24 protein-coding genes are annotated in these 22,851 nt (G+C 63.5%); 8 read left to right on the top strand and 16 right to left on the bottom strand.

The window, feature by feature from the left end:
• Positions 1-7: 7 nt before the first annotated feature.
• The 10 genes from QTI04_RS15300 to QTI04_RS15255 form a co-directional block, all read right to left on the bottom strand.
• Complete coding sequence (locus QTI04_RS15300) at positions 8-379, bottom strand: TIGR04076 family protein (protein WP_286605617.1); 372 nt, start codon at positions 377-379, stop codon at positions 8-10.
• A 22-nt stretch (positions 380-401) separates the two neighbouring features.
• Entirely contained in the window at positions 402-1,496 is a 1,095-nt protein-coding gene (locus QTI04_RS15295; protein ID WP_286616349.1) for an aldo/keto reductase, read from the bottom strand.
• A gap of 23 nt (positions 1,497-1,519) precedes the next feature.
• Complete coding sequence (locus QTI04_RS15290; protein ID WP_286605614.1) at positions 1,520-2,785, bottom strand: ABC transporter substrate-binding protein; 1,266 nt, start codon at positions 2,783-2,785, stop codon at positions 1,520-1,522.
• Positions 2,786-2,835: 50 nt separating this feature from the next.
• Positions 2,836-3,750, bottom strand: coding sequence for a branched-chain amino acid ABC transporter permease (locus QTI04_RS15285; protein ID WP_286616348.1), 915 nt, complete (start codon positions 3,748-3,750; stop codon positions 2,836-2,838).
• A gap of 9 nt (positions 3,751-3,759) precedes the next feature.
• Entirely contained in the window at positions 3,760-4,689 is a 930-nt protein-coding gene (locus QTI04_RS15280) for a branched-chain amino acid ABC transporter permease (RefSeq protein ID WP_286605610.1), read from the bottom strand.
• Positions 4,686-5,453, bottom strand: a complete 768-nt coding sequence (locus QTI04_RS15275) for an ABC transporter ATP-binding protein (protein WP_286616347.1) — start codon at positions 5,451-5,453, stop codon at positions 4,686-4,688. Before QTI04_RS15275 ends, QTI04_RS15280 begins: the two co-directional genes overlap by 4 nt.
• On the bottom strand, positions 5,450-6,205 hold the full coding sequence (locus tag QTI04_RS15270) for an ABC transporter ATP-binding protein (protein ID WP_286605608.1): 756 nt from the start codon (positions 6,203-6,205) through the stop codon (positions 5,450-5,452). Before QTI04_RS15270 ends, QTI04_RS15275 begins: the two co-directional genes overlap by 4 nt.
• A gap of 128 nt (positions 6,206-6,333) precedes the next feature.
• A complete protein-coding gene (locus QTI04_RS15265; protein ID WP_286616346.1) occupies positions 6,334-7,188 on the bottom strand; it encodes a FadR/GntR family transcriptional regulator in 855 nt (284 codons plus the stop codon).
• A gap of 128 nt (positions 7,189-7,316) precedes the next feature.
• On the bottom strand, positions 7,317-9,023 hold the full coding sequence (locus tag QTI04_RS15260) for a response regulator (RefSeq protein WP_286616345.1): 1,707 nt from the start codon (positions 9,021-9,023) through the stop codon (positions 7,317-7,319).
• 4 nt (positions 9,024-9,027) lie between these two features.
• The gene (locus tag QTI04_RS15255; RefSeq protein ID WP_286616344.1) at positions 9,028-10,530 is read right to left on the bottom strand and encodes an ATPase domain-containing protein; all 1,503 of its coding nucleotides are present in this window, start codon (positions 10,528-10,530) and stop codon (positions 9,028-9,030) included.
• Positions 10,531-10,869: 339 nt separating this feature from the next.
• On the opposite strand from QTI04_RS15255, the gene QTI04_RS15250 reads away from it, so the two are divergent.
• Both QTI04_RS15250 and QTI04_RS15245 read left to right on the top strand, forming a co-directional pair.
• Positions 10,870-11,187 carry a hypothetical protein gene (locus QTI04_RS15250; protein WP_286616343.1) on the top strand — a complete coding sequence of 106 codons (318 nt, stop codon included), beginning with the start codon at positions 10,870-10,872 and terminating at the stop codon, positions 11,185-11,187.
• A 97-nt stretch (positions 11,188-11,284) separates the two neighbouring features.
• Positions 11,285-11,656: a response regulator gene (locus QTI04_RS15245; protein ID WP_286616611.1), complete on the top strand. Its 372-nt coding sequence runs from the start codon at positions 11,285-11,287 to the stop codon at positions 11,654-11,656.
• Positions 11,657-11,828: 172 nt separating this feature from the next.
• On the opposite strand, the gene QTI04_RS15240 is transcribed toward QTI04_RS15245, so the two are convergent.
• Together QTI04_RS15240 and QTI04_RS15235 are read right to left on the bottom strand one after the other, a co-directional pair.
• Positions 11,829-12,095, bottom strand: a complete 267-nt coding sequence (locus QTI04_RS15240) for a hypothetical protein (protein ID WP_286616342.1) — start codon at positions 12,093-12,095, stop codon at positions 11,829-11,831.
• 259 nt (positions 12,096-12,354) lie between these two features.
• On the bottom strand, positions 12,355-12,537 hold the full coding sequence (locus tag QTI04_RS15235; protein ID WP_286616341.1) for a hypothetical protein: 183 nt from the start codon (positions 12,535-12,537) through the stop codon (positions 12,355-12,357).
• Positions 12,538-12,743: 206 nt separating this feature from the next.
• Here QTI04_RS15235 and QTI04_RS15230 point away from each other — a divergent pair, with 206 nt between their 5' ends.
• Positions 12,744-13,166 carry a hypothetical protein gene (locus QTI04_RS15230; protein WP_286616340.1) on the top strand — a complete coding sequence of 141 codons (423 nt, stop codon included), beginning with the start codon at positions 12,744-12,746 and terminating at the stop codon, positions 13,164-13,166.
• Positions 13,167-13,273: 107 nt separating this feature from the next.
• Here QTI04_RS15230 and QTI04_RS15225 read toward each other — a convergent pair whose 3' ends face one another.
• Entirely contained in the window at positions 13,274-14,086 is an 813-nt protein-coding gene (locus QTI04_RS15225) for an alpha/beta fold hydrolase (RefSeq protein WP_286616610.1), read from the bottom strand.
• Between the two features lie 114 nt (positions 14,087-14,200).
• Entirely contained in the window at positions 14,201-14,611 is a 411-nt protein-coding gene (locus QTI04_RS15220; RefSeq protein WP_286616339.1) for a PAS domain S-box protein, read from the bottom strand.
• Positions 14,612-15,141: 530 nt separating this feature from the next.
• Here QTI04_RS15220 and QTI04_RS15215 point away from each other — a divergent pair.
• Positions 15,142-15,369 (top strand): hypothetical protein, encoded by a 228-nt coding sequence (locus QTI04_RS15215; protein WP_286616338.1) that lies wholly within the window; start codon positions 15,142-15,144, stop codon positions 15,367-15,369.
• A 106-nt stretch (positions 15,370-15,475) separates the two neighbouring features.
• Here QTI04_RS15215 and QTI04_RS15210 read toward each other — a convergent pair whose 3' ends face one another.
• On the bottom strand, positions 15,476-15,652 hold the full coding sequence (locus tag QTI04_RS15210; RefSeq protein WP_286616337.1) for a hypothetical protein: 177 nt from the start codon (positions 15,650-15,652) through the stop codon (positions 15,476-15,478).
• Between the two features lie 844 nt (positions 15,653-16,496).
• Between QTI04_RS15210 and QTI04_RS15205 the strand changes: the two genes are divergently transcribed.
• The 3 genes from QTI04_RS15205 (at position 16,497) to QTI04_RS15195 (ending at position 20,131) form a co-directional block, all read left to right on the top strand.
• Positions 16,497-16,739, top strand: coding sequence for a hypothetical protein (locus QTI04_RS15205; protein WP_286616336.1), 243 nt, complete (start codon positions 16,497-16,499; stop codon positions 16,737-16,739).
• 137 nt (positions 16,740-16,876) lie between these two features.
• Positions 16,877-19,009, top strand: a complete 2,133-nt coding sequence (locus QTI04_RS15200; RefSeq protein WP_286616335.1) for a sulfatase — start codon at positions 16,877-16,879, stop codon at positions 19,007-19,009.
• Between the two features lie 258 nt (positions 19,010-19,267).
• Positions 19,268-20,131 carry an alpha/beta hydrolase gene (locus QTI04_RS15195; RefSeq protein WP_286616334.1) on the top strand — a complete coding sequence of 288 codons (864 nt, stop codon included), beginning with the start codon at positions 19,268-19,270 and terminating at the stop codon, positions 20,129-20,131.
• Between the two features lie 265 nt (positions 20,132-20,396).
• Here the strand turns inward: QTI04_RS15195 and QTI04_RS15190 are convergent, their stop codons facing one another.
• Positions 20,397-21,695 carry a hypothetical protein gene (locus QTI04_RS15190; protein ID WP_286616333.1) on the bottom strand — a complete coding sequence of 433 codons (1,299 nt, stop codon included), beginning with the start codon at positions 21,693-21,695 and terminating at the stop codon, positions 20,397-20,399.
• Between the two features lie 644 nt (positions 21,696-22,339).
• Between QTI04_RS15190 and QTI04_RS15185 the strand changes: the two genes are divergently transcribed.
• Positions 22,340-22,849: a hypothetical protein gene (locus QTI04_RS15185; protein WP_286616332.1), complete on the top strand. Its 510-nt coding sequence runs from the start codon at positions 22,340-22,342 to the stop codon at positions 22,847-22,849.
• Positions 22,850-22,851 lie beyond the last annotated feature (2 nt).

Genomic DNA, 22,851 nt, shown 5'->3' with positions numbered 1-22,851 from the left:
CAAGGTGTCAGGCATTCGTTTCGCCCAGCGGCACCACGCTGAAATCGCCGTGGTGCAACGAGCGCTTTCCGAGTCGCGTGATCTTGAAGCGCGCACCGCAGGCCGGGTCCGTGCTGGCGATCAGACAGTCGGAGGTCATCCAGTCGTTGGGGTGCGTGGGTCGCTGCTTGGCGGGTATGAAGGGCAACACCGCCAGCAGACCGTAGAGCGAGAAGCTCGGGTTGTCCGGCGGCAGCACCACGCGCCCGCCGATGACATCGAAATAGTCGCCCTTCTTCACATGCATGATGAAAGGCTTGTCGGATTCCACCACCTCCACACGCAGATCGAAGAGTTCGAATTCATCCTGCTGCGTCGGGTCATGCTTCAGTGAGCTCATGGCGATTCCTTCGGGTTGCGGATCAAGAACGCGCGCCGATGGCGGCGATCGGAGGCGACATGTCGATGTGGGCGGGCGCACCGTGCGTGTTCTGGTTCATCTGCATGATCTTGGCGTGGGTGCCATCCTTGTCGCGCTCGATGTCGTAGCAGTCGCCGGCGGGTCCGGGTGCAGCGTCCGAGAGCGCGCTCAGGCTTGCCAGGTCTTCGGCATCGAAGCGAAGGCTGAAGATCGCCAGCGTGTCGTCGAGATGGCGTGAGTCCTTCGCGCCCACCAGCGCCGCCGCCACCTGCGGCCTGTCCAACACGTAGCGCGCCGCCACCGCGGCGATGTTGCTGCCGTGCTTCTTCGCGATCGTGTCGAGCGTGCGCAGCAAGGCCTGGTAGGCCTCCCAGCCGCCGAACTCCTCGATGATGAGCCGGTACTTGATGAGCGAACGGTTCGCGAACGGCGGTGGCGGGCTCGGCTGGCCGAGCCACTTGTCGGAAAGGAAGCCCCCGGCCACCGTGCCATAGCACAGCAGCTGGATGCCGTGCTCGCGGCATAGCTCGACCATCCCGTTCTCAGGCCGGCGGTCGAGCAGCGAATACTGCAGCTGGTTGGTGAGCAGCGTGACGCCGCCGTCGACGATCTCGCGCAGCCGCGCGACGTTGAAGTTGGTCGTGCCCAGATGCGCGATCTTGCCGGCCTTCTGGAACTCCTGCAGCCACTGCATTGCTTGCAGGCACCCCGGCACCTCGTAGTCCCACCAGTGGAACTGCACCAGATCGAGTTGCTCGACGCCCAGGCGCTGCAGCGAGGTGTCGACCGCCGTCTCGACGTCCTTGCGCGTGAGATGCGGGATCAGCTCGATGTCGGGGGTGTACTTGGTCGACACGCGCAACGCCTTGCCGAGTTCCGGATAGCGCCGACGAAACAGGCCGATGGTGTCCTCGACGCCGACGTAGTGGTCGGCACAGTCGAACGCATTGATGCCCGCTTCCACATAGCGGCGCATGTCCTCGACGGCGTCGTCCTGCGCGTAGGGTGCGCCGTGCTTGGCGGCAAGTTGCCAATTGCCTTTGGCGACGCGCGAGACCGTGTAGCCCGGCGCCAGGGTGATGGTTTCGATGGTCATGGAAGGCCTTTGCTGTGCCGGGCTCAGAGCCCGACCTTTTGTTCGAGCGCGTTCATCTCTTCGAGCGTGAGGGTCTTCTCGGTCACGATCTCGCCGTTGCTGATCTTCCAGATCAGCATCGGGCCGGTCACGTCACCGTTCTTGTCGAAGCGGAAGCCCCCGGTCGCGCCGACGTAGCGGATCTTCTTGCCGGCCTTGAGCGCATCCAGACCCTTCTTCAGGCCTTCGACGCCAGGGCCGACCTCGAGGCCCGCCGGGTCCTGCACGGCCCGCAGAGCGTCGCGAATCGAAGGGCCGTCGAGCTTCGGCGCGGCCTGCATCGCCAGCAGGGTCACTGCCACCGCGTCGTACATGGTGTGCAGGCCGGGGCCGACCGCGGGGCGGTTGTAGGCGGCCGTGAAATCCTTGTTGAAGGCATCGGCCGTCGGGCCCGAGGCCTGACCGTTGTCCACACCCACGGCCTTGGTCAGAAAGCGCTCGCCGATCCCCTTGACGACGTCCATCGAACGCAGCGTGTTGTGCAGGATCACGTTGGGCGTGCCACCCAGCGAGAACCATTCGCGCAGGATGATGGTGCCGTCCTGCGACAGGCCGACCAGCACCAGGGAATCGGGCTCCAGCGCCAGCGCCTTGTTCACTTCGGAGCGGTAGGACGGCTGGTTCTCGTTGTAGGCCACCATGCCGACCACGTTGCCGCCGAGCTTCTCGATGGCCTTCTTGGCGTCCGGCGCCACGCCGGTGCCGAAGTCGTTGTTGATGTACATGATGACCGTCTTCTTGTAGCCCTTGTCCATCACCGCTTGCGCATGCGCCAGCGCCATGGTGCGCGCGGTCGGGATGGTGCGGAAGAAGTAGCCGTCGGTTTTGCCTTCCTGCGCCATCTTGGTGAGCGACGGCGTGACGGCGCAGCAGGCGACGGTCGGCACTTTGTTGGGCACCGACACCGAGTTGACGACCGCCAGCGCCGTGCCGCTGCCGACCAGGCCGACGACGGCCGAGACCTTCTGCACGTCGACCAGGTAACGCGCCGCATCGACGCCGACCGAGGGCTGGCTCGTGTCGTCACGCAAGGCAAAGTCGACTTGGCAGCCCTTGACGCCGCCGGCCTTGTTGACCTGGTCGACGGCCAGCTTCCCGGCGTCCGCGATCACCTTGCCGATCGCGCCTTGAGCGCCAGTGAGGGCCAGGACACCGCCCAGCTTGGGGCAGTCTTGCGCCGAGGCGTTTGCAGCGCCGAGCATCGCGCACAGGGCGACGCCGGTCGCGAACCATCGTTTGAGAGCGTTCATGTCGAACTCCTGGGTTGCTGTGAGAGAAAAAGAAACCTGCTTGCGCGCCGTCACGTGGCGTGCCTTGCACCGAGCAGGCCGCGTGGCCGCAGCAGCAGCGTCGCGACCAGGATCAACCCGATCAAGATTGCCTGCAGCGCGCCGCCTTGTGCCTGCAGATTCGGCGGCAGCAAGGAGACGATGGCAATGCCCGAGAAGGTCCACAGACCCCAGATGACGAAAGTGCCCGCGATGGCCCCGCGGTTGTTGCCACTGCCGCCGACGATGAGCATGGCCCAGATCTGGAAGGTCATGATCGGCATGAACTCCGAGGGGCTGGTGGTACCGACGAATCCCGCGTACAACGCTCCCGACAGCCCCATCAGCATGGCGCCGAGCACGAAGGCCGTGAGCCGGAAGCGCACCACGTTCTTGCCCAGCGCGGCGCACACGGTCTCGTCCTCGCGCAGCGCGCGCTGCACCCGGCCCCAGGGCGAATTCAGGAGCGCCTGCAAGCCCGCGTACACCGCTGCAAGCAGCACCAGCACCATCGCCAGGTAGCCGAGCGCGAAGCCGCGAGGCCCGAGGCTCTCGAACGGACGCGGGATGCCGACCAGTCCCCGTGAGCCGCCGGTGAGCGGCTCGAGGTTGTTGGCCAGCAGCTGAATGGATGTGGCGATGCCGAAGGTCGCGATGGCCAGATAGTCGCTGCGCAGGCGCAAGGTCGCCAACCCCACCAGGAGCGCCACCAGGGCGCACACCACCAGGCTCGCGGCCAGGCCGACGCCGAAGGGCAGGTGAAGACGGACCAGCAGTTGCTCGCTCACCGGCATGGTCAGGATGGCCATCCCGTAGCCCCCCACTGCGACGAATCCCACCACGCCCGCGTTGAACTGGCCGGAGACACCCCACTGGAGGTTGAGCCCCAGCGTGGCGATCGAGAGGATCGAGGCCACGGTGACGAAGAAGATCAGGTACGACAGCATGGCGGTACGCTACCTTTGCCCTTTGGGCGCAATGAGGCCCTGCGGCCGGAAGTAGAGCACCAGCAGCAGCAGCACGAAGGCGATCATCGGCTTGTAGGTGCTGGGTATCACGAGCGTGAACAGGTTTTCGCAGAGGCTGATGAGCAGCGCGCCCAGCACCGCTCCGGTGACGCTGCCAACCCCGCCGATGATGGCGGCGGTGAAGAGTGGCAGCAGCAGGTTGAGCCCCATCTCGGGGCGCACCTGCACCGTCACGCCATAGAAGATGCCGGCCAGCGCGGCCAGCGCGGCTGAGACGATCCACGTGAGCCGCACGGTGCTGGCAATGTCGATGCCGGCAATGCTCGACAGCGTCGGGTTCTCGGCCACCGAGCGCATGGCGATACCGTAGCGCGTGTGCTGCAGGAAGAGCCACAGCACCGCCAGCACGGCGAGCGTGACACCGAACACCAGCACCTGGTCGGGCATCACCAGCACGCGACCCGGCAGGCGCAGTGCCATCTGGATTTCGCTGCTGTAGTTGTGGGGGTCGGGTCCGAAGAGCAGCAGCAGGATGTTGCGCAGAACAAGCGCGAGGCCGAACGAGGCGAACACCAGCGTCAACGGATCGGCACTGCGTTTGCGCAGTCGCCGGTAGACCAGCCGGTCGAGCAGCAGCGAGATGGACACCGCCACGGCGATGCCGAACACGACCGCCAACGGCAAGCCCCATCCGAAGGAGAACGGACCGATGGGCGTGCTCAGGGCGCCGGTGGCGCCGGGCAACGTGCTGCCCGTGATCAGCAGCACGAACAGCGCTGCATACCCGCCCACCGAGAGCAGATCGCCATGCGAGAAGTTCGCGAAGCGCAGGATGGCGAGGCTGAAGGTGACACCGATGGCGCCCAGCGCCACCACCGCGCCGCTCAGGAAGCCGTCGACGATGGCCTGCGCGATCATGACGCCACTCCCGCCGCTGCATGAGCCGCCGGAGGCGCCGCATGCTTGCCGAGGTAGAGCTGGGCGATCAGCGGGTCGTTGCTCAACTGCGCCGCCGCCCCGGTATGGGCCGCTCGGCCGTTCACCAGGATCAGGCCGCGATCGGCGATGCGCAAGCCGGCCTTGACGTTCTGCTCCACCATCAGGACCGCGATGCCGCTGTCGGCGATCTTGCGCACCTGTGCGAACACCTCGCTGACCATCAGCGGCGACAGGCCGGCACTGGGCTCGTCGAGCAGCAGCAGCCGTGGTGCCGTCATGAGCGCGCGGGCGATCGCGAGCATCTGCCGCTGTCCGCCCGACAGGGCATGGCCCGCGTGCCGACGACGCTGGGCCAGGTCGGGAAAGCGCGCGTAGGCAGCGTCGAGTTGCTCGCGCAGACCGCTTTTGAGCAGGTAGCCGCCGATGCGCAGGTTCTCGTCGACAGTGAGCGAGGTGAAGACGTTGCCGGTCTGTGGCACGAAGCCGACGCCGCGCGCGGACAGGCGGTGCGCCGGCGTGCCGGTGATCTCTTCGCCTGCCAGGCGGACCCGGCCGCCGAACATCGGGACCACGCCCGCCAAGGATTTGACCAGCGTCGACTTGCCCGCGCCGTTGGGGCCGAGGATGACGAGGATCTCTCCCGTCGCCACGCCCAGGCTCACACCGTGCACGATCGGCAGGTCGGGCACGTAGCCCGCCACGACCGATTCGGCTTCCAGAAGATGGGCACCGGCCGCGCTCATGGCTGGTCTCCCAGGTAGGCGTCGATCACGCGCGGATCGGTGCGCACCGCCTCGGGCGTGCCCTCCATGACCACCCTGCCCTGCGCCATCACGATCACCGGATTGCACAGCTGCATCACCATGTCCATGTTGTGCTCGATCAGCAGAAAGGTGACGCCGCGCTGGTGCAATGCCTGGATGCGTTCGACCAGGCTTTCGAGCAGCACTGGATTGACCCCGGCGGCGGGTTCGTCGAGCAGGATGATCGAGGGGTCGACCATCAGGATGCGCGCCAGCTCGAGCAGCTTCTGCTGGCCGCCCGAAAGCACGCGCGCCGGTTCATTGGCCAGGTGCGACAGGCCGACGAAGTCGATCACCTCGCGCGCCTTCTCGAGGTTGGCGGCGTCTTGCACGCGGATGCAGCCGCGACGCAGCCAGGTGTTCCAGAACTTCTCTCCGCTCTGGTTGACCGGCACGAGCAGCATGTTCTCGAGCACTGTCAGCGTGCCGAGCGGCCGCGGAATCTGGAAGGTGCGGCCCAGGCCACGATGGAACACCTGGTCGGGTCGCAATCCGTCGATGCGCGCATCGTTCAAGCGGATCACGCCCGCATCAGGTCCGTGACTGCCCGCGATGGTATTGAACAGCGTGGTCTTGCCCGCACCGTTGGGGCCGATGAGCCCGGTGATGCTCGCCTTGCGGACGCGCAGGCTGACACCGTCGACGGCGCGCAGCGCACCGAAGGTTCGAACCACATTTTCAAGCTCCAGCACGGTATCGGACTCCTGTTCGGCCTCGAGGACCCAAAACCAAATATCCAAATTCCAACTGAATTCAGTATATTTTGATACCGATCAACTTGCAACATGCATGCCCGCCTTTTTTCAGGCGCCGTGCACCATCACGGGCTGCGGCTGCGCTTCCTTGGCGGGCTGCTCGGCGTTGGGGGAGGTGTGGTGCCTTCGTCGGCCACCAGTCGCAACAGAGGCCGGCGCCGCAGCCGGCGGCCCGTGGCACGTTCCCAGGCCACCTCGAGCAAGCCGATGCGTTCGAGCGTCGCCTTGTCGATCAGGTCCGGCTCGCCGCTCTCGATGGCGGCCAGCGAATTGGCCAAGGTGCGGGTCGACAGCGTGATGTCGGGCAGCTCGCTCAGGGCCAGCATCCGCACCGGTTCCATGCGCCGCAGCAGGATCTCCATCATCTGCACGATCACGCTGTTCTGCGTGGCGCGCGCGACGGCGATGTTGAAGCGCGTGCTGGCGATGGTCATGAGTTCGACACCCTCCTGGCTGATGCGACGGCGCCGATAGGGGGCGCCGGTCTCCTCGCTCAGCGCCACGGCGTCGCGCATGGCCCGAAAGTCGGCCTCGGTGCCGTAGGTCGCCGCCATGCGCGCGACGTGCGGTTCGAACAGGCGGCGCGCCTCCAGCACGCCGGCGATGTCGCTCATCGGAAGTTCGGGCAGAGGCAGGCCGCACAGTTCCTGTGGCACCGCCTGGCTGATGACGAAGATACCGCCCGACGACCCAGGCCTGACATTCAGCACGCCGGCCTGAACCATCAGCTTGATGGCCTCGCGCAGCGTCGGCCGGCTGACGCCCAGTTGGTCCGACAGGTTCTGTTCGGAAGGCAGCCGCTCACCGACCTTGACATCGCCGGCGCGAATGGCTTCCGCGATCCGGAACGCCACGATCTCGCAGGGGCGCACCAGTTGAACCGGCTGGAAGACGAAGGTCGTTGATTTGATGCGCGCCAAGGTGATTCACTCCAGACCGCAATGGTACGGCCTGGCCTCGCCTTCCACGCGACGCATCCGGTACTGCTCGCGGGCCGCTCCCCGAGCTTAGCCCGCGCAGATAGTGTTGAAACGGATCCAAGGAGCTGCTACGGCAGCGGCGAGACGTTGCGCCGAAGCTCCGCCAACACCGCCTTACCCATAGTGTCGAGATCGAATGGCTTCGCGAGCACCGAGTGCGGGCCAATGAGACGCTCGACGGCGTTCATGTCCGCATACCCCGTCGCCATCAGAATCGGGAGATCGCTGTACATCGCGCGTGCATGAGCGATCAGCTCCGCGCCATTCATGCGTGGCATCAGGTAGTCGACCAGCAGCAGATCCGGCTTCGCCTTCTTCAACTCACTCAAGCCCGCAGCGCCATCCGCTGCCTGGCGGACGTGGAATCCAAGCACCTGAAGGCACTCAACCATGCTACGGCGAACGGCTGGGTCGTCTTCCACAACAAGGATTTCCGCCTGCCAAGCTATCGCGGCGTTCTGCCCGCCAAGCGAGACCTCAGCAGCATCCTTCGGCGCCGGCGACAGCGGAAAGCGCAGCTTGACCGTCGTTCCTGCGCCGACCTCACTTTGCACCTCCACACTGCCTCCCGACTGCCGCGTGAATCCGTAGACCTGGCTCAGACCGAGCCCGGTGCCGGCGTGCTGCTTGGTCGTAAAGAACGGATCAAAAACCTTGCCGAGCAGGTTGTCTGCGATCCCTTCACCGGTGTCGCGCACGGCGACACTGATCGAGCCCAATGAATAGCCGGGGTCATCGGCACCGGCCTTGGCGTCGGCGTCGGCGTCGGCCGACACAATCTCTGTGTGGATCTCCAACATGCCGCCCTGCGGCATGGCGTCGCGCGAATTCACCGAGAGATTGAGGATGGCCATTTCCATCTGGGCTGCGTCGACGATGACATAGGCAGGCTCGGTACACAACGCCAGCGAGAGCTTGACGTGAGCGCCCACCGAAATCGAAATCAACTCCGCCATGTTGCGGATGAGATCATTCACGTCGTGCAGCTTGGGTACCAAGCTTTGCGTGCGCGCAAAAGACAGCAACTGACCGGTCAGGCGCGAACCTCGGTCCACGGCTTCCTTGGCCCGGCGCGCGTAGTGGCGAATGCGGTCTTCGTTGACCGTGGACCGCTCGATCAACTGCAAGTTCAGGTTGACGGCATGCAGGAGGTTGTTGAAGTCGTGAGCGATCCCGCCGGTCAGACGCCCCAGCGCTTCCATTTTCTGGTTCTGAACGCGCGCACTCTCGACGCGTTCGCGCTCCAGGATCTCGCGCATCAACCGATCGTTGGCGCTGGCAAGGTCTTCGGTTCGCTCGGCGATCCGTGTCTCCAGCTTGTTGTTGAGCTGCTCGACGCTGAGCTTGGATGCTTCCAACTCGGCAAGATGCTTGCGCGTGAGGTATTGACGTTGCCGTGCGCGCAATGCGGACTCGGCCGCGCTCGCCAATGTGTCGGGATTGACCGGGCGCTCGAGCAGCACCAGATTACTGAGCTCCTGCAACGCTGATCGAGCGCGATCGGTACGGTGTACGGTCTGGCGCGCTGCCAGGACGACAAACGGGTAGTCGGACCACGGCGGCTGGGCTGCGAGCATCTCGCGCAGGGCGTCCAAGATGCCATCGCCGAGCGCTTCTTCGGTGAGAATCGTCGCTGCCGAGTCCTTGTAAATTTCGCCGATCAGCGCATCGCCGTCTTCGCAAATGTGTGCAATGACCTGACGTGCGCCAAGAACTTCGCGGATGACTCGAGCGTCGCGACCGAATGGCGCCAGGACGAGTATTCGATTTTCCACGCCGTCACGCCTGTTCCGCGTCGCCGAGCAGCGATGTCCGGCCGCGATAGCGCGGCAGGCCTGCCATGACGCCCTCAAAATCGGTAAGCGCTTCACCGATCTCAAGGCCGCTCGGGCCAAGCCGAAACTGATGAATCGTGGAGGCGTGCGCGCTCGCGCGACTCTTGATCACCGTCATCGCCTTAAGGAGTCGTCCACGGGCCTCGAAGTACCGGAACTGAAGCATTGAATCGCTCAAGTAACTCAGGTCAACATCGTTTGGAACGTCGCCAGAAAGGCCATGTTGAGAGAGCACCAGGATGGTCGTCACGCCCTGGAGATTGAGGTATGTGAGCAACTCGTGCATCTGCAGCATCAGGAAGTTGCTGCCGGGCATGGCGACCAGGTAGGCGTTCAGCGTATCGATTATCACCGTGCTCACACCCTGGCGCTCCACTGCATCGCGCACGCGATGAGAAAACTGGCCCGCGGAAATCTCTGCCGGGTCGATGGTGTGCAGAATCAGCTGCCCGGCGGAGATGTCCTGTTCAACGTCGAGCCCCAGTGCCCGCGACCGCATCAAAAGGGTCTTGATGCCTTCGTCAAAAAGAAAAAATGCCGCCTTGCCACCGCGCTGAATGTCGGCGCGCGCGCAGCACACGGCGGTCGTGGTCTTGCCAACGCCGGCGGGGCCGGCGAAGAGCAGGTTACTGCCGGGCGTGAGGCCACCGCCCAGAAGCCGGTCTAGTTCTGCGTTGCCGGAGCTCACGGTCGCGCTCGCATGCTCGCGACCGTGCTCGTTGGCCACCAACCGCGAAAAGACTTTGAGTCCGCCCCGGTCTAGATTGAAGTCGTGCTCGCCTTCTCGAAATTTCACGCCGCGCAACTTCACCACCCGTAGCCGACGCTTGTCGGGGCCATAGGTATGGGTGTTCTGCTCGAGGTGGATCACGCCGTGCGCAATGCTGTGCAGATGCATATCCCCCTCGCTCGCCGACTTGTCGTCTAGCATGAGCACAGTGCAGCGTTGTGTAAGGAAGAAGCGCTTGAGCGCCAAGATTTGCCGCCGATAGCGCAGCGGGTTCTGGGACAGCAAGCGCAGCTCTGAGAGGCTGTCGAAAACGACCCGCTCTGGCTGCACGCGTTCCACCAACGCCATGACGCTGCGGATCGTTTCGCCCAGCTCGAAGTCGGAGGGGTTAAGGATGCTCTGCTCAGCGTCTGCGCTCAGGCCCTCGTCGCTCACGAGATCAAAGATTTCTATATCCTCCAGGTCCCAGCCGTGCGACAACGCCCCCTGCGCCAACTCATCGGAAGTTTCGGACAGCGTGACGTACAGGCCCTTCTGGCCAAGCGCCCTCCCCTGGAGAAGGAACTGCAGGCCCAGAGTCGTCTTGCCGGCGCCAGGGGTTCCTTCAACAAGATACAGGTGGCCGGCGGGCAATCCGCCTGCCAGCACCTCGTCGAGGCCTGGTACACCTGTGCACTCCAGAATCGGCGGTTGCGGGGGGGTGCGTTGACTCATCATGGCGACGGCACTCTGGTTGCATCTCAGTATCGAATGGGTGAAGCTCGAATCTATGTCACTGGGAGTACCGCTTTGAGAGTTGACGTGCGCGCCCGCATGTAGGCGTATTTCCTACGCGGGTGTGAGTCCGCTTGGCTGAGGTGGGGGGACGCCCTATGGCAGAGTCCGCTGCGATGCAGGTCGGTCTCCCTGTCAAGTCCCTGCAGGCTCCCATCAGGTGCTGTGGTCGGCGCTTCGCAGCGCGCAGCCGATGGCACCGATCCGACCGACAGCATCTGGCGTACAGTCGGAATCCGATCGCGGATCGTCGCGGCCGCATAGCCGTACCACGGAGGAAAGATGGGTGATACCAAAGCAGCAACGATCGTTGAAGTTCTGGATAAGAACAAAGAGGCCGCCGAGGAGGTCAAGAGAGTAGCTGACGACCTCCTGGTGGTCCATACGGTCCTGAAGGAAGAGTCCCCGCTGGACTGTGCCACGGAGCTGGTCGACCGGGCGGTTGAGCAGGCGGGCGAACTCGAGAAGCGGCTTACCAAGTCAGCAGCACTGCTGGACGAAGTGAATGAATCCCTGGAGCAGGTTGCGAAAGGCGAGAAAGCGACTGAAGAAGGGCGGGATGGCAGGTCGGCGCCGCACCATGCAGATATGAGTGGTTGACCTACAGGCGGACCGCGGACCGGCTGCGCTAATCGCTGGCGTCCGCAGGTTTGGCGGGCGAGTGCTTATGACCGAGCGCCTCTGGCGTACCACGACGATGCCGCTCAAAACCATCCTCATCGAGGACAACCAAACGATTCGCGAGAATCTGGTCCCGACGTTGTCAGAATTGGCCAACGCGCGCGTGATCGCGATCGCGGAAGGGGCCGGGGAGGCCATTGAGGCACTCGATTTGCACGAGCAAGAATGGGATCTGGCGATCGTGGATCTTTTCCTCAAGGAGGGCTCCGGGCTCAGCGTTCTTCGTGCCGCGAGGAACCGATCTCCGCATCAACACATGCTCGTCCTGACCAACTATCCCACAGCCGAAATTCGCCGAAGGTGTCTAGCCCTCGGGGCGGATGGCGTCTTTGACAAGTCGACTGAACTGGAAGCCTTTTTCGACCTGTGCCGATCCTATGGCGGATAGCATGGCGCGGGGCTTGAAGATGAATGGGCGGTTCCTACTTGGTTGATCGCAAGCGCTGGAGACGCCTCCGGCGCTGTGTTCAACCTGAATGGAGGGACCGGTCATGGATCGTCACTTTTCCCGCGTGACCTTTTCACCGAGATGGCATGGCCGCTGGCCAGTCGCATAAGAGTCAGAAGGTCGGAGCATCCGGCTCTGTGTCTTTCACGGACAGGGCCTTTTGCTCGGGAGCAAACACTTCACCGATGTACACGTCCAGGCGCTCGCCCGCTGTCCTGGCGTCTCTCGAATGAACGAATCCCGCGTCGACCTTTTGGCCGCCACTGGCGATTGCAGCCTGTAAACGCGCCGACGGCTGGTTGCTCTGTTGGCCGCACCCGGCGGCAATCGCACCGAGTGCCATGAGCACTGGAACATGGAAGATGCGGAGGTAGTTCATGCCTGCTCCTGGGTGGCGACACGCGGCAATGCGCGTCTATGGCCGGTAAAAGCGACCTGAGGGCACGCACCGGCAATTGCAGAATCCTGCAGTAGTCGATCACCCGAAGGCGCAATGCACGCCAGCGAGCAATCGTCCTGGTAAGGGTGACTGCTTGGCAGCCGAAGCTGAGTGGGCCGCACGCGAAGACCCACTGTGTGCCGTGGTATCCAGCACCGAAATGCAAGCATCTCGGCTACTTTCGAGTTCTCAATGCGACCTAGCCCGGCTCTGCGGCTTCTCCGACAATGCTCTTGCCGAAAAGGAAGACCCGGATATCGGGCTCGCTCAGGTATGCGCGGTCAGCCGCGAATGCGGGGTTTGGTTGAAGCAGCGCGACGGCCATCGCCGTCAGTGACAGTGCGCTCGTCAACCAGAACAGGCAACGCGAAGAGAGTTTCATGGCAAGTGCTCCCCGAGGACTGGATCGCGCCGGGTGCGCAATTTCAGTAAGAAGGAATTTAGGCATCCGCCTCTGTTTGGTCGAGTACGTGACGCACAGGACGGTTGTGACCTTTGTCACTTTGCCTCCGCCGCATACAGCCCTTGCGGTGCGGTCTTCCTCGGAATGGCCATGCTGTCGTCGGTGATCAAACGCGACTTATCGGCGTGGGCACGTGGCTCTTCGCGCGGATCCGCCAGATCTGCTGCGCGGGCCTGCCAAGTCGCTCCGTCGTGCCCATGGTGGTCAAGGAACTGCGCGAGTCGATTCCGTCGGTGTACGGCCACTTCACTTGGCCGAACGAACGAGGGCGGGTGACCAACGCGTGGTCCGACCGCTTCCTGCCGCGCCGTGCAGCGTGGATCATCCTGCGCTTCGAGCGCTATGCGATCGACGCCGGCATCAGCATTCCGCACCTGCTGCGGATTGCTTGCTGTCCATGCGTTTCATTAAAGGCCGTCGCGGGTCCTTTGACAAATGGCCCGGGCTCAGTGAGCAGCAACCGAGAACAACTTTCACAGGCAATAAGTGCGAGGTTCTCTTCCTCGGGCGCGTTGGCGCTGGTTTTCTTCTACGGTCAACGTGGGTAACACGAATGTCCAAAGAATGAACGAGGTTCAGCGCAGATATTTCTCCTTGGCGCAGACGCCACATACTCTCCGGCGGCGAGCGTTCAATCGCGCGTTTCGGGTGCGTTTCAGGCCGCGTCGTGCTCCGTGCAGAAGCGTCGAACGTGAAGATTGAACGCCTCCGGCCGCTCCATATTGCTCACGTGACCGGCGCTCGGAATGATCGCCAACTCGGCGCCCGGTATGGCGGCGTGGAGTTGCTCTGCAACGTGGATGGGGCTGCGAGGATCTTCTTCGCCCCAGAGCAGTAACGTCGGCACCTCGATACGGGGTAATACGTCCCTCGTGTCCATTTCCGCAGACGACGAGGCCATCAGTCGGAAGCCAGCCGGATGGAACTCGGAAATGATGGACGAGAGCGCTGCCCGGAGGTCTTCTGGGGCGAGATGGGAGAACATGCTGGGCATGACTTTGGCCACTAGTGCGTCGGGCGGCCCGGCGGCGCCCGCGAGGCAGGCCGCCAGCCGTTCCTTCCACACCGGTTCGGGCAGCGACCCCTTCCAGCCGGCGTATGTATCGGCCAGAACGAGACAGCGCAGACGTTCGGGATACAGGCGATAGAACTCCTGCGCCAGTATTCCGCCCCACGACAAGCCAACCACATGCGCACGATCGATCCCGATTGTGTCAAGGAAGCCTGCGAGGCAACGGGCGTAGTCGGATGTCGTGAACGTGTCCGGCGGATCCGAAGACGCCCCCGCCCCCGGCGCGTCCCATGCCACGACGGTGAAAGAATCTGACATCCCCGAGAGTTGGGGCATCCAACAACGGGAATCACACAGGAATCCATGGAGTAACACCAGCTCGGCACCCTGCCCGGTTTTCCTGTAGCTGACGGTAAGCCCATTGACCTCCGCGGACCTCAACGCAACGCTTGTCATCACAAATGACCCATCGAGATCGTTGAGAAAGCTCAGTGGTGGCTTCGCTACCAATCGCCGGCCCCGCTTCTCGCGAGTCGCATGGTGGTCGTGCCGGCCACTGGATTGCCTTGATTAACGCGGCTGGCCCGCCGCTGCCGCCTTGTCGCGCTCGACCCGTTCGGTCGCATCCCGTGCCACAGCGACCGATCCCAGTGCCGAACCGGTGGAGTCTGTGACCAGCGCGAAGCTCATCTCTACGTAGAGTTTCTGGCCGGTCTTGTGCAACCCGCGCGTCATCGTCGGACGCCCGCCCAGCCGGGTCTTTCCCTTCTCCATCGCGGCGTCGAAGCCTCGCCAATGCGCGTTGCGCAGATGCTCGGGAATCACCAGGTCCAGGTGCTGCCCCAGCGCCTCGGATGCGGTGTAGCCAAACATGGCAACTGCCGCGGCGTTCCACCGCTCGATCACGCCCGCCTTATTGGCATAGATGATGGCTTCCGCCGCCTGCTCGAGGATCAGGGCCTCTATTGAGTCGTGGGACATTTCTACCTTCCTACCTTCTGGTTTGCTATTGGTCCATGGTAGCCCCGGCGTGCCCAGCCTGAGCAGCGTGGGGCAGTTGACTGGCCAGCGACTCAAAGAGGCCTCGACAACTCCAATGCGACCTTGACCAAGTTGGCGGGCAGTGCAGCGGGTTCAGTCTTACATCGTCAGACCTTCTGCGTCTACCTTGCCGATCATGAGTCGCCACATTGGTACCGCCTCCGCTGCGCCAGCCTGAAGCCTACGAAGAGAAAGACGAAAAGCCACCGGCCAAGCGCTCGACGAGGCGGCCGAAGAAGATTGGCCGACGAACGCGACCTTCCCGCCAGCAGCGACTGCGCCCGCCGGGACCGCCCGTGAGTCTCTGAGTACTTGCGCATTGGCCGAGGGCGCGGGAGGCGCAGCCGCCGTCGATGCGCGACACCGATATCGGACTTCGCTTTAAAAGCCTTAGCGTGCTCGTCATACACGCGGCTTGACGCGGCATGCGCCTACTTGAAGACGGGCGGACGCGCCGCTGGTCGCGCGGCTTGGACAAGAGCAACTTGGCCAATATGAAAGCACTCATTCCCTTGCTCTTGGCCGGTGCCGCCCTCGCGGGATGCGTAGCCGTTCCTTATGACGCCGGGCCGCCGCCGGGCGCGTACTACAGCCGCCCTGCTCCGCCGCCGCCGCCGCGTGGCGAGCGGCGTGACTACGACCGCGATGGTGTGCCGGACCGCTACGACCGCCGTCCGGATAACCCGTACCGCTACTGAGGCAATCAAGGGCTGAGTCACCGCCTGAGGTTGCCGACCGCGCCGTCCCCGGCCAGCGGACTGAACGGTTCTGCGATTCGGCAAGGCTTCACGAGGCCGAAGCTTTTCACTGGCGGGACAGGACGTACTCACGGCCATCGCGGAAGTTGCCCTTCAGGGTCTTTTCGTCGACCTTTTGAACCCGCAACGTGTAGTCAGCGCCGCAGCCGGCCATCGCCTTGGAGGGCGACATCGCAAGCGCGTACGCTTCCTCCGACTTCGAAACGGTGAAGGGGATCGCCAAGCCAATGCATGGATCCTCGCGGTTTGTCCTGGCCGCAGCAAGCTTCCAGGTGCCCTCCTCGCCTTTGATGGCAACGCGGGCCTCTCGCTGTGTTCCATTGGTCGCAGCGAACTTGACCGTCCAGACGCCCTCCAATTCGGATTGAGCGAAGCACGGGCTCGCCAAAGCGAGCGCAAATACTGCTATTGGAAATCTGAGCATTTGGTACCTCCGTCGACTGCAAGTCAGCCATCGGAAGAATCGCACTGGGGCGTGGTGCCAGCATCATTAGGATGCGTCTTGCGCGGCGCGTGAGGAAGGAGTATGTCTACTGCCCGCGGAGGGCATCGCGAAGGCATTGGTCGGTCGCGTTCCATTCCGTGGTCTTCCAGTTCGGCACCGGTGACGTCGAGGCGATTCGCCAACGGTTCCGGTCAGACCGGAGGGTCGCAGGCGTGCTGCAGTGCTGTTCCCTGCGTACCTGCGGCCGGCCGATGGACCGCTTTCCGTGCTGCCGCGCAATCTGCTGCGGTATCTCTCCGAAGCGCGCGAGGCATCGCCGCTGACCATCGCGAGCCTGCGCAGCCTCCACGCCTGCGCTGCGGGTGACCACAGGCGCCCGCGTACCTGGATCGACGCCCTGCGCTGGACCGGAAAGCCCACGAGACAAGCCGAATGGGGGGTGGCCTTGGAACCGCGTCGGCGACGGCCTGATGCTGTCCCAGTAGCTACTTGCTGACAGTGGAAACACTCGCACTCCAATTGGTCGTCGCGCCTACGATGGAAGGCGACCTATTGTTCGCTGGTTGCCGCCGTGGGCACGATCCGCAACGAAAGGGGCGATGTCGAGCGGAAAGGAGTTTCCATGCCCAAACCGAACCACGACTGGAAAGTCCTGCCGCACGGAACCTTGGCCGAGATTGACAGCGGCATCCTCGCAGTCGAGGGCGAACTTCCGATGCCCTTGACGCGCACGTCAAGGACAAGGCCGCGCTTGGAAATCAACCTCTGCATTGGTCAGAGAATCGGACCTCAAGCGCCACGTTTCGAGAACATCGAGAACGACTCGCGCGAAGCGCACCGCAGTCTGGCGAAAGCGCCGCTATGAGTACCGAGCGCGCATCTGACAAACTCTGTGGCACTGAACGGGCAGCAGCTGTCTGCTCGAGAAGAGTGCCGGACATCATGATCCGCTCTACCCCAGCGCCTCGGTCTGCTCAAGGTCCGTGGCGGCTCGCATGGGTGTTGCTGATTCCGTTGGGCTTGTGGCTGGGACTCGCCAAGACCGCCCTGGTGATGAACGCGCTCTTCGCCGCTCCGGAAGACGCGTTCCGGTGGGTCGCATTGTTGCAATGGCTCTGGTGGTTTACTTCCTTGCACTTCCTCCTGGCGATGCTTGCGGGCCTTGCGATCCAAAGGCTTGTTCTGCCACGACGCCGATGGACGTTTGTGCCGATCTCTGTCGCAGTGCTGATCTTGCTCGCGTTGATGTTTCCGATGACGGGCGACGATCACACCGTGGCTCGGACGCTGCAGGTCTGGACCATCACCGCTGCGGGCCAGGTGTCAGGGCTGGTCGCTTGCTTGTGGCGCGACATTGTCTCTATCGCCGTCGTCGTATTCGCGCTGGGGCTGGTCCTCAAGTTCACGCCCGCCCGGGCCAGGGCCGGCATGGTGCTCCTTTTGCAAATGGTGGTGATCGCGTTGTGCGCCCTCGTCGGCATCGATCTGGCCTATCAGCTCGCCACCGGCCAGCCCACGAGTTCAAGGGTGCTGTTGTTTGCGGCGCTGAACGTGAAGGAAGTGGCTCCCCTTATTGCGCCGGAGGCGACCTCCTTCCGCGCGTTGGCAATCGGGGGCGGCATCTTCGTCGCAGCAGGGTGGGCTTGGCACCATCGCAGGCTTGCTGCCCTGCCGATGCTCGCCGGTCGGCAGGGGTGGGGAGAGGGCGTGCTGGCGCTGGCGCTTGCGCTGGGGATTCTCCTGCCGGCACCGGCCCATGGCTTTCTGCCGCTGTTGCGGCACACCGAGGGGACGCTGATCACGCTGGCCAAGACCGCGGCCCCGACGCTTGCGCATGACATCCAGCTGAGTGTGGCCGCGGAGTTTGTGCGGACCGGCAGGCCACGTTGGCATAGCGCTCAAATGCTGGCCAGACAGACGGAGGCTACGGATCGCAAGAACGTAGTGATCGTGATGTTGGAGTCGATGCGCGCGGTGTCGACCACGATGTACACGCCGACGCTTCAGACGACCCCATTCATGGCATCTCTGGCCAGCGACAGCCTCGTGGTCGAGGACATGACAGCGGTCATTCCGCGCACCGCTGCCGCGTGGGTCGCTATTCTTGGAGGACAGTACCCACTGGCCAACGAGGGAACCCAAAACTGGGCGCGCGAGAATCGCAAAAAGCCTCGCATCCGTTCGCTGCCGTCGGTACTGCGCCAAGCGGGGTATGCAACCAGCTTCTTCACGCCCACGGATCTGCATTTCCAGAACGACCTCGACGTCGTCGACATCTTCAACTTCGAATTCATCCAGACCGAGAAGGAACTCGCACGCCCGGGGGCCGAACGAGTGACCTATTTCGGCATCGCGGACGAGTGGATGGTCCAGCCCATCCTCGACTGGACGGCGATCCAGGTCCGCGCCAAGCGTCCCTTCTTCACTGCGGTGATGACCAACGTTGGCCACCACAACTTCGAGACGCCCTCGACATGGCGAAAGCTTGTCTTCGAAGGTGTTTCCAATCCAAAGCTGGACGCCTATTACAACTGCCTGCGTTACATCGATGGCGTGCTCTCGACTCTGATGGAAGGTTACCGGCGGCTCGGGGTGTTGAAAGACACCATATTCGTGTTCGTGGGCGATCACGGACAGATGTTCGACGAACACGGGGCCAAGCAGATCCACAACGCGATCTATCAAGAGGGCCTGCATGTGCCGACGCTGATCTACGCGCCTGGCATGGCGTTGGCGCCCGGCAGAGTGCGCGGCCCACGACAGCAGATCGACGTCTTTCCGACGATTGCCGAATTGCTTGGCCTGCAGATCGAAGGCGCGGAACTGCCTGGCCAGTCGCTGCTTCACGCTGTCGATCCGGAGCGGGAGCTCTTCTACACGAGCAGCATCGACTGGTCGTTCTTGAGTGCTCGACACGGCCATCGAAAATACGTCTACAGTTTCGACCGTGAGCCGATGGAGGTTTTCGACCTCGACAAGGACCCCAAAGAGCTGGCATCGCTGCGCGATGTTGACGTTGAAGAACTCGCGAGAATGAAACAGCGCATGCTCGAGTGGCGCATCAACGCCGAAGCCTCGATGTTTGCATACCCCACCGATGGTCTCGATCCCTCGGCTGCCTGGCTGCCCAGATGAGTCGCGTTGCAGACACCGCGATGACCTCCGAATTCACCGCCCGCCGATCTTGGCCGTCGGCCACCGGAGAGACCAAACATTTCGAATCGTCGCTTTGGCGGTTGGCGGCAAGTTCGCGTCTGGGCGGATCTCACTTCACCTGTTGTTGAAGCGCTCCAAGCCGATCTGGTTGGCGCTGCGAACTGAGAAACTGCCCAGGATGCGGTGCCTTCTTCTCGACCGCCCTTCGTGGAGATGCCATTGATTGGGAACAACTTTTTGCATGCGGCGGCGCTGGCGGCGCTCGGCCTGTGCATTGGCGGCTGCTCGGCGGTCGGCACGCTCAACGCCTTGTCTGCGGACGGTTCCGCCATCGTTCAGGCGGATGTGGCCTACGGCGCCCTGCCCGCGCAGCGCCTGGACATCTATCGCCCCACGACGCCCGCACTGCACGCCGGATGGCCAGTCGTGGTCTTCTTCTACGGCGGCTCGTGGAATTCGGGGGCGCGCGCGGATTACCGCTTCGTTGGCAAGGCTCTGGCCGCGCGTGGCGTGCTGACCTTGATCGCCGAATATCGGCTGTACCCCGCGGTGCGCTACCCGGATTTCCTGCGCGACAGCGCAGAGGCGCTTGCCTACGGCCTGGAAAAGGCTGCCAGCCTGGGGGGCGACCCGAATCGCGTATTCGTCATGGGCCACAGCGCCGGCGGCTACAACGCTGCCATGCTGGCGCTGGATCCGCGGTGGCTGAGGGCGACCGGCCATTCGCCGGCCGAGCTCGCCGGCTGGATCGGGCTGGCGGGGCCGTACGACTTCTTTCCGACCGACAACCCCGAGGTACAGCCGGTCTTCTTTCATCCCAACTACCCGAAGCAGGCCCAGCCGATCGAGTTCGCGTCGTCCAATGCACCTCGAAGCTTCCTCGGGACCGCCACTGACGACCGTCTGGTCAGCCCGCGGCGCAGCACGCTTCAGCTGACCGGCAAGCTGGAGGCGGCGGGCGTGCCGACAACGCTGAAGCTGTACGAACGCGCGAGCCACACGAGTCTGATAGGCGCTTTTGCCTGGCCGCTGCATTGGGTGGCGCCCGTCGTCGACGACGTGGTGGACTTTATCGACGCTGGCCCTGCAGCTTCGCGATGATTGAAGTCACTTGACCACTCCCGAATTCAAGTCCTCATGAATGTTGATGCGCGTGCGGTCCTGTCCGCCGGGCTTGGCCTATCGTCTGCGATTCGTTGCTCGTGGGTGGTTCCTGGCGAGTGACAGCCAGACTGGATCTCGACGGGTGGATGAGATCAACGCCTTCGACAAGCAGGCCGTGGTGGAGATGGCAAAGTCACTTCGGCTGCGGGACAAAAAAAGCCCCCGCGTCGAGCGCCGGGGCTTCATTTCGAGGTGCGTCGACCTATTGGAAAACGAAGTTGCGCACGTTCGTGCCGTTGAAGCGAACCTTCTTCACCTTCCAATCGCTCACCGTCAGGATGGTGCTGCCGCCCAGGACGACCAGTGCGCCACTGTGGGCCTTCCCGCAACTGGCTGGCATGTTGCCGGTCAAGCCACCCGAGGTCACGCACTGCGGGTCGGTGGTGTCGCGGTACAGGCCACCATCGGCCGAGGTGCCGTCCACGATGCACGCGTTGGGGTAAGTCTGGAAGTCGAAGGTCTGCAGCGTCTCGCTTCCGTTGTAGCCCTGGGGCTGAAGGTTGGGCACGAACACGCCGCTGCCCAGCGACGTTCCGGCCGAAGCGCGCCACCCGCCAGTCCCGAAATCGAACTTGGCACTGAAGAAGTCGGTGGCCGAGATCGAGTTGTCCCGCTGGATAAACTTGTAGAACGGATCAAAGATCACGATCCGTCGCTGGGCGCGCGCCTGATCGATCGTCGTGCCCGCTGCAAGAGGCTGTCCTGTGCATTGGAGATCGACCACGAAGTTCACGTAGGTGTAGAGGTTGGGAAGTCCCGAGCCGTTGTAGTAGTTGCTCTCGCCCTTCACGTCCAGGGTCATGTCCTTGAAGGTGCTCAGCTTCACGCCGTTCAGGCCTGGCAGTTGAAGGATGGCCTTGTTCCCTGTCCCCGGCCCGACGTAGGCCCCGACATTGGATGCGGCCCCTGAGCCGCCGAGCACCATCGACAGCACGCCATTGCTTACTGCAATGCTCGCGTTGTTCAGTTGCGGCATGGCCGCCTGGGTCAGCTCTGCCGCCTTGTAGACGTGGGTCAGTGGAATGGGCACGCTGCCATTGCCCGCGGTCGCGATTGACGTGAGCAGTGCGTCATAGCCGATGTTTTCATCTGCGAGCGAGCGCATAAGGGTGGAGATCAAGTCGTCATGCTCGTCGCCGGCGTTCGCCTGGAACGGGCCCGTGAGTGGATTGCCATTCGTCGGCCTGTAGCCCGATGCCGTCAAGATGGCGTTGACCTTGGCCAGACCTTGCGCGAGTGCCGTCGATACCGACGAACTCAGACTGCTTGCGTTGATCGCTGACGGCGCGGCATCGAGTGCACTCGCCAGCACAAGGCCCGTCAGCGGGGTCACATTGAGGTGGGTGGCGTCCAGCGCCAGCGAGTAAAGCCCCTGTCCCGCGGGAACGCTGCCGCCGCTGACCGTGACCAGGCACGGGAACGTCTGGTCGGTGATGGTCGCCGACCACGCACCGCTCGCATCGCTGGTGGTGGTCGCCACGGCGCCGGTTGCGCAGCGCACCGATACGTCTCCATTGGCCACCGGCGCACCGGTGGCTGCCAGGCCGCTGAGCTTGCTTGAGGTCGGGAGCGTCGGGACTTCAGATCCGGACGGGCCCGAGGGGGAAGAAGGGGCCTGGGCGTTGGCCGGTGCGGAGCCGGTAGGGACGCCGGCGAATCCACCGCCTCCGCCACCTCCGCAGGCTGAGAGGGCCAGAACGGCGGCAGTAGCAACGAGCGTTCTGATCAATTGTTGTTGCCTCATGAATACTTTGGTTGTCTGAGTTGGAAGCGGCGCGATTCTATTGACAACTTTTGGACTAGCAATGAGACGCGCGTGCGTATTTCACGACCCTTTTGACTTTCGCTATAAAAGTCTTCTTTCGGATGCCGATAGATGCGCGCGCGAGGCTTGTATTGCGGGATCCGGGCCCTACGGTCCGAACACCTGCATGCAGGGCTTCGTCTGGCGGTAGGCCTTCCAAGGCGACGCGGTCTGTGTCATACCCGAGTCGCGTATCCAAGCTGCCATCGACCCAGGCGGCCCGGCGTCGGGCTGTCTCGTAGGCGCCTTGGGCGGGGCGGCGGGCAGGGCCGGCCGGTACTATTACCATCTTCCGGAGCTTTTGTTGCTGGTGCGCTGTTGCTGCCCTACCATCCCGGCCCATGAAGCCCCGTCTCCGCACCTCGTCGTCCCTCGCACTGCCTCGCTGCAGGTGGGGCGTGCTCGGCGCAGGCTTGCTGGGCGCAGCCGTCGCTTTCGCCTCCTCCCTAGCAGACACCTCTGCTCCCGCCGAGCCGTACTCGCTGAAAGGGTTCACGCCCGGCCAGGCTATGGCCGTCTGCCCTGTTCAATGGCAGAAGTACCGCAACGATGCTGGCTTCTCATGCATACAGCATGGAGGCAAGCTGGCCTCTCGGCCGATTCAGGCGACCTTCCTTCGAGTCGAGAACGGCAAGCTCGTGAGCGTCTGGATCGACATGAAGGACCCAGGCGATTGGGTGCATGTCCAGAGTGCCCTCACGCAGAAGTACGGGGCCCCAGCGTTCGAACGAGGGGCCAGCCGGGCATGGGTGTCCCCGGATGCGCAACTGTCGGTTGGAAATTCCGGGGGTGTGCTGCTGCTCGGCGCCTGGAAGGCGCAGCAAGGGGCCACCGCTGCAGTGGATCTCTGATA

Source organism: Variovorax sp. J22R115, from assembly GCF_030317005.1.
Classification (GTDB): Bacteria; Pseudomonadota; Gammaproteobacteria; order Burkholderiales; family Burkholderiaceae_C; genus Variovorax.
This window is presented reverse-complemented; position numbering and strand designations above follow the sequence as displayed.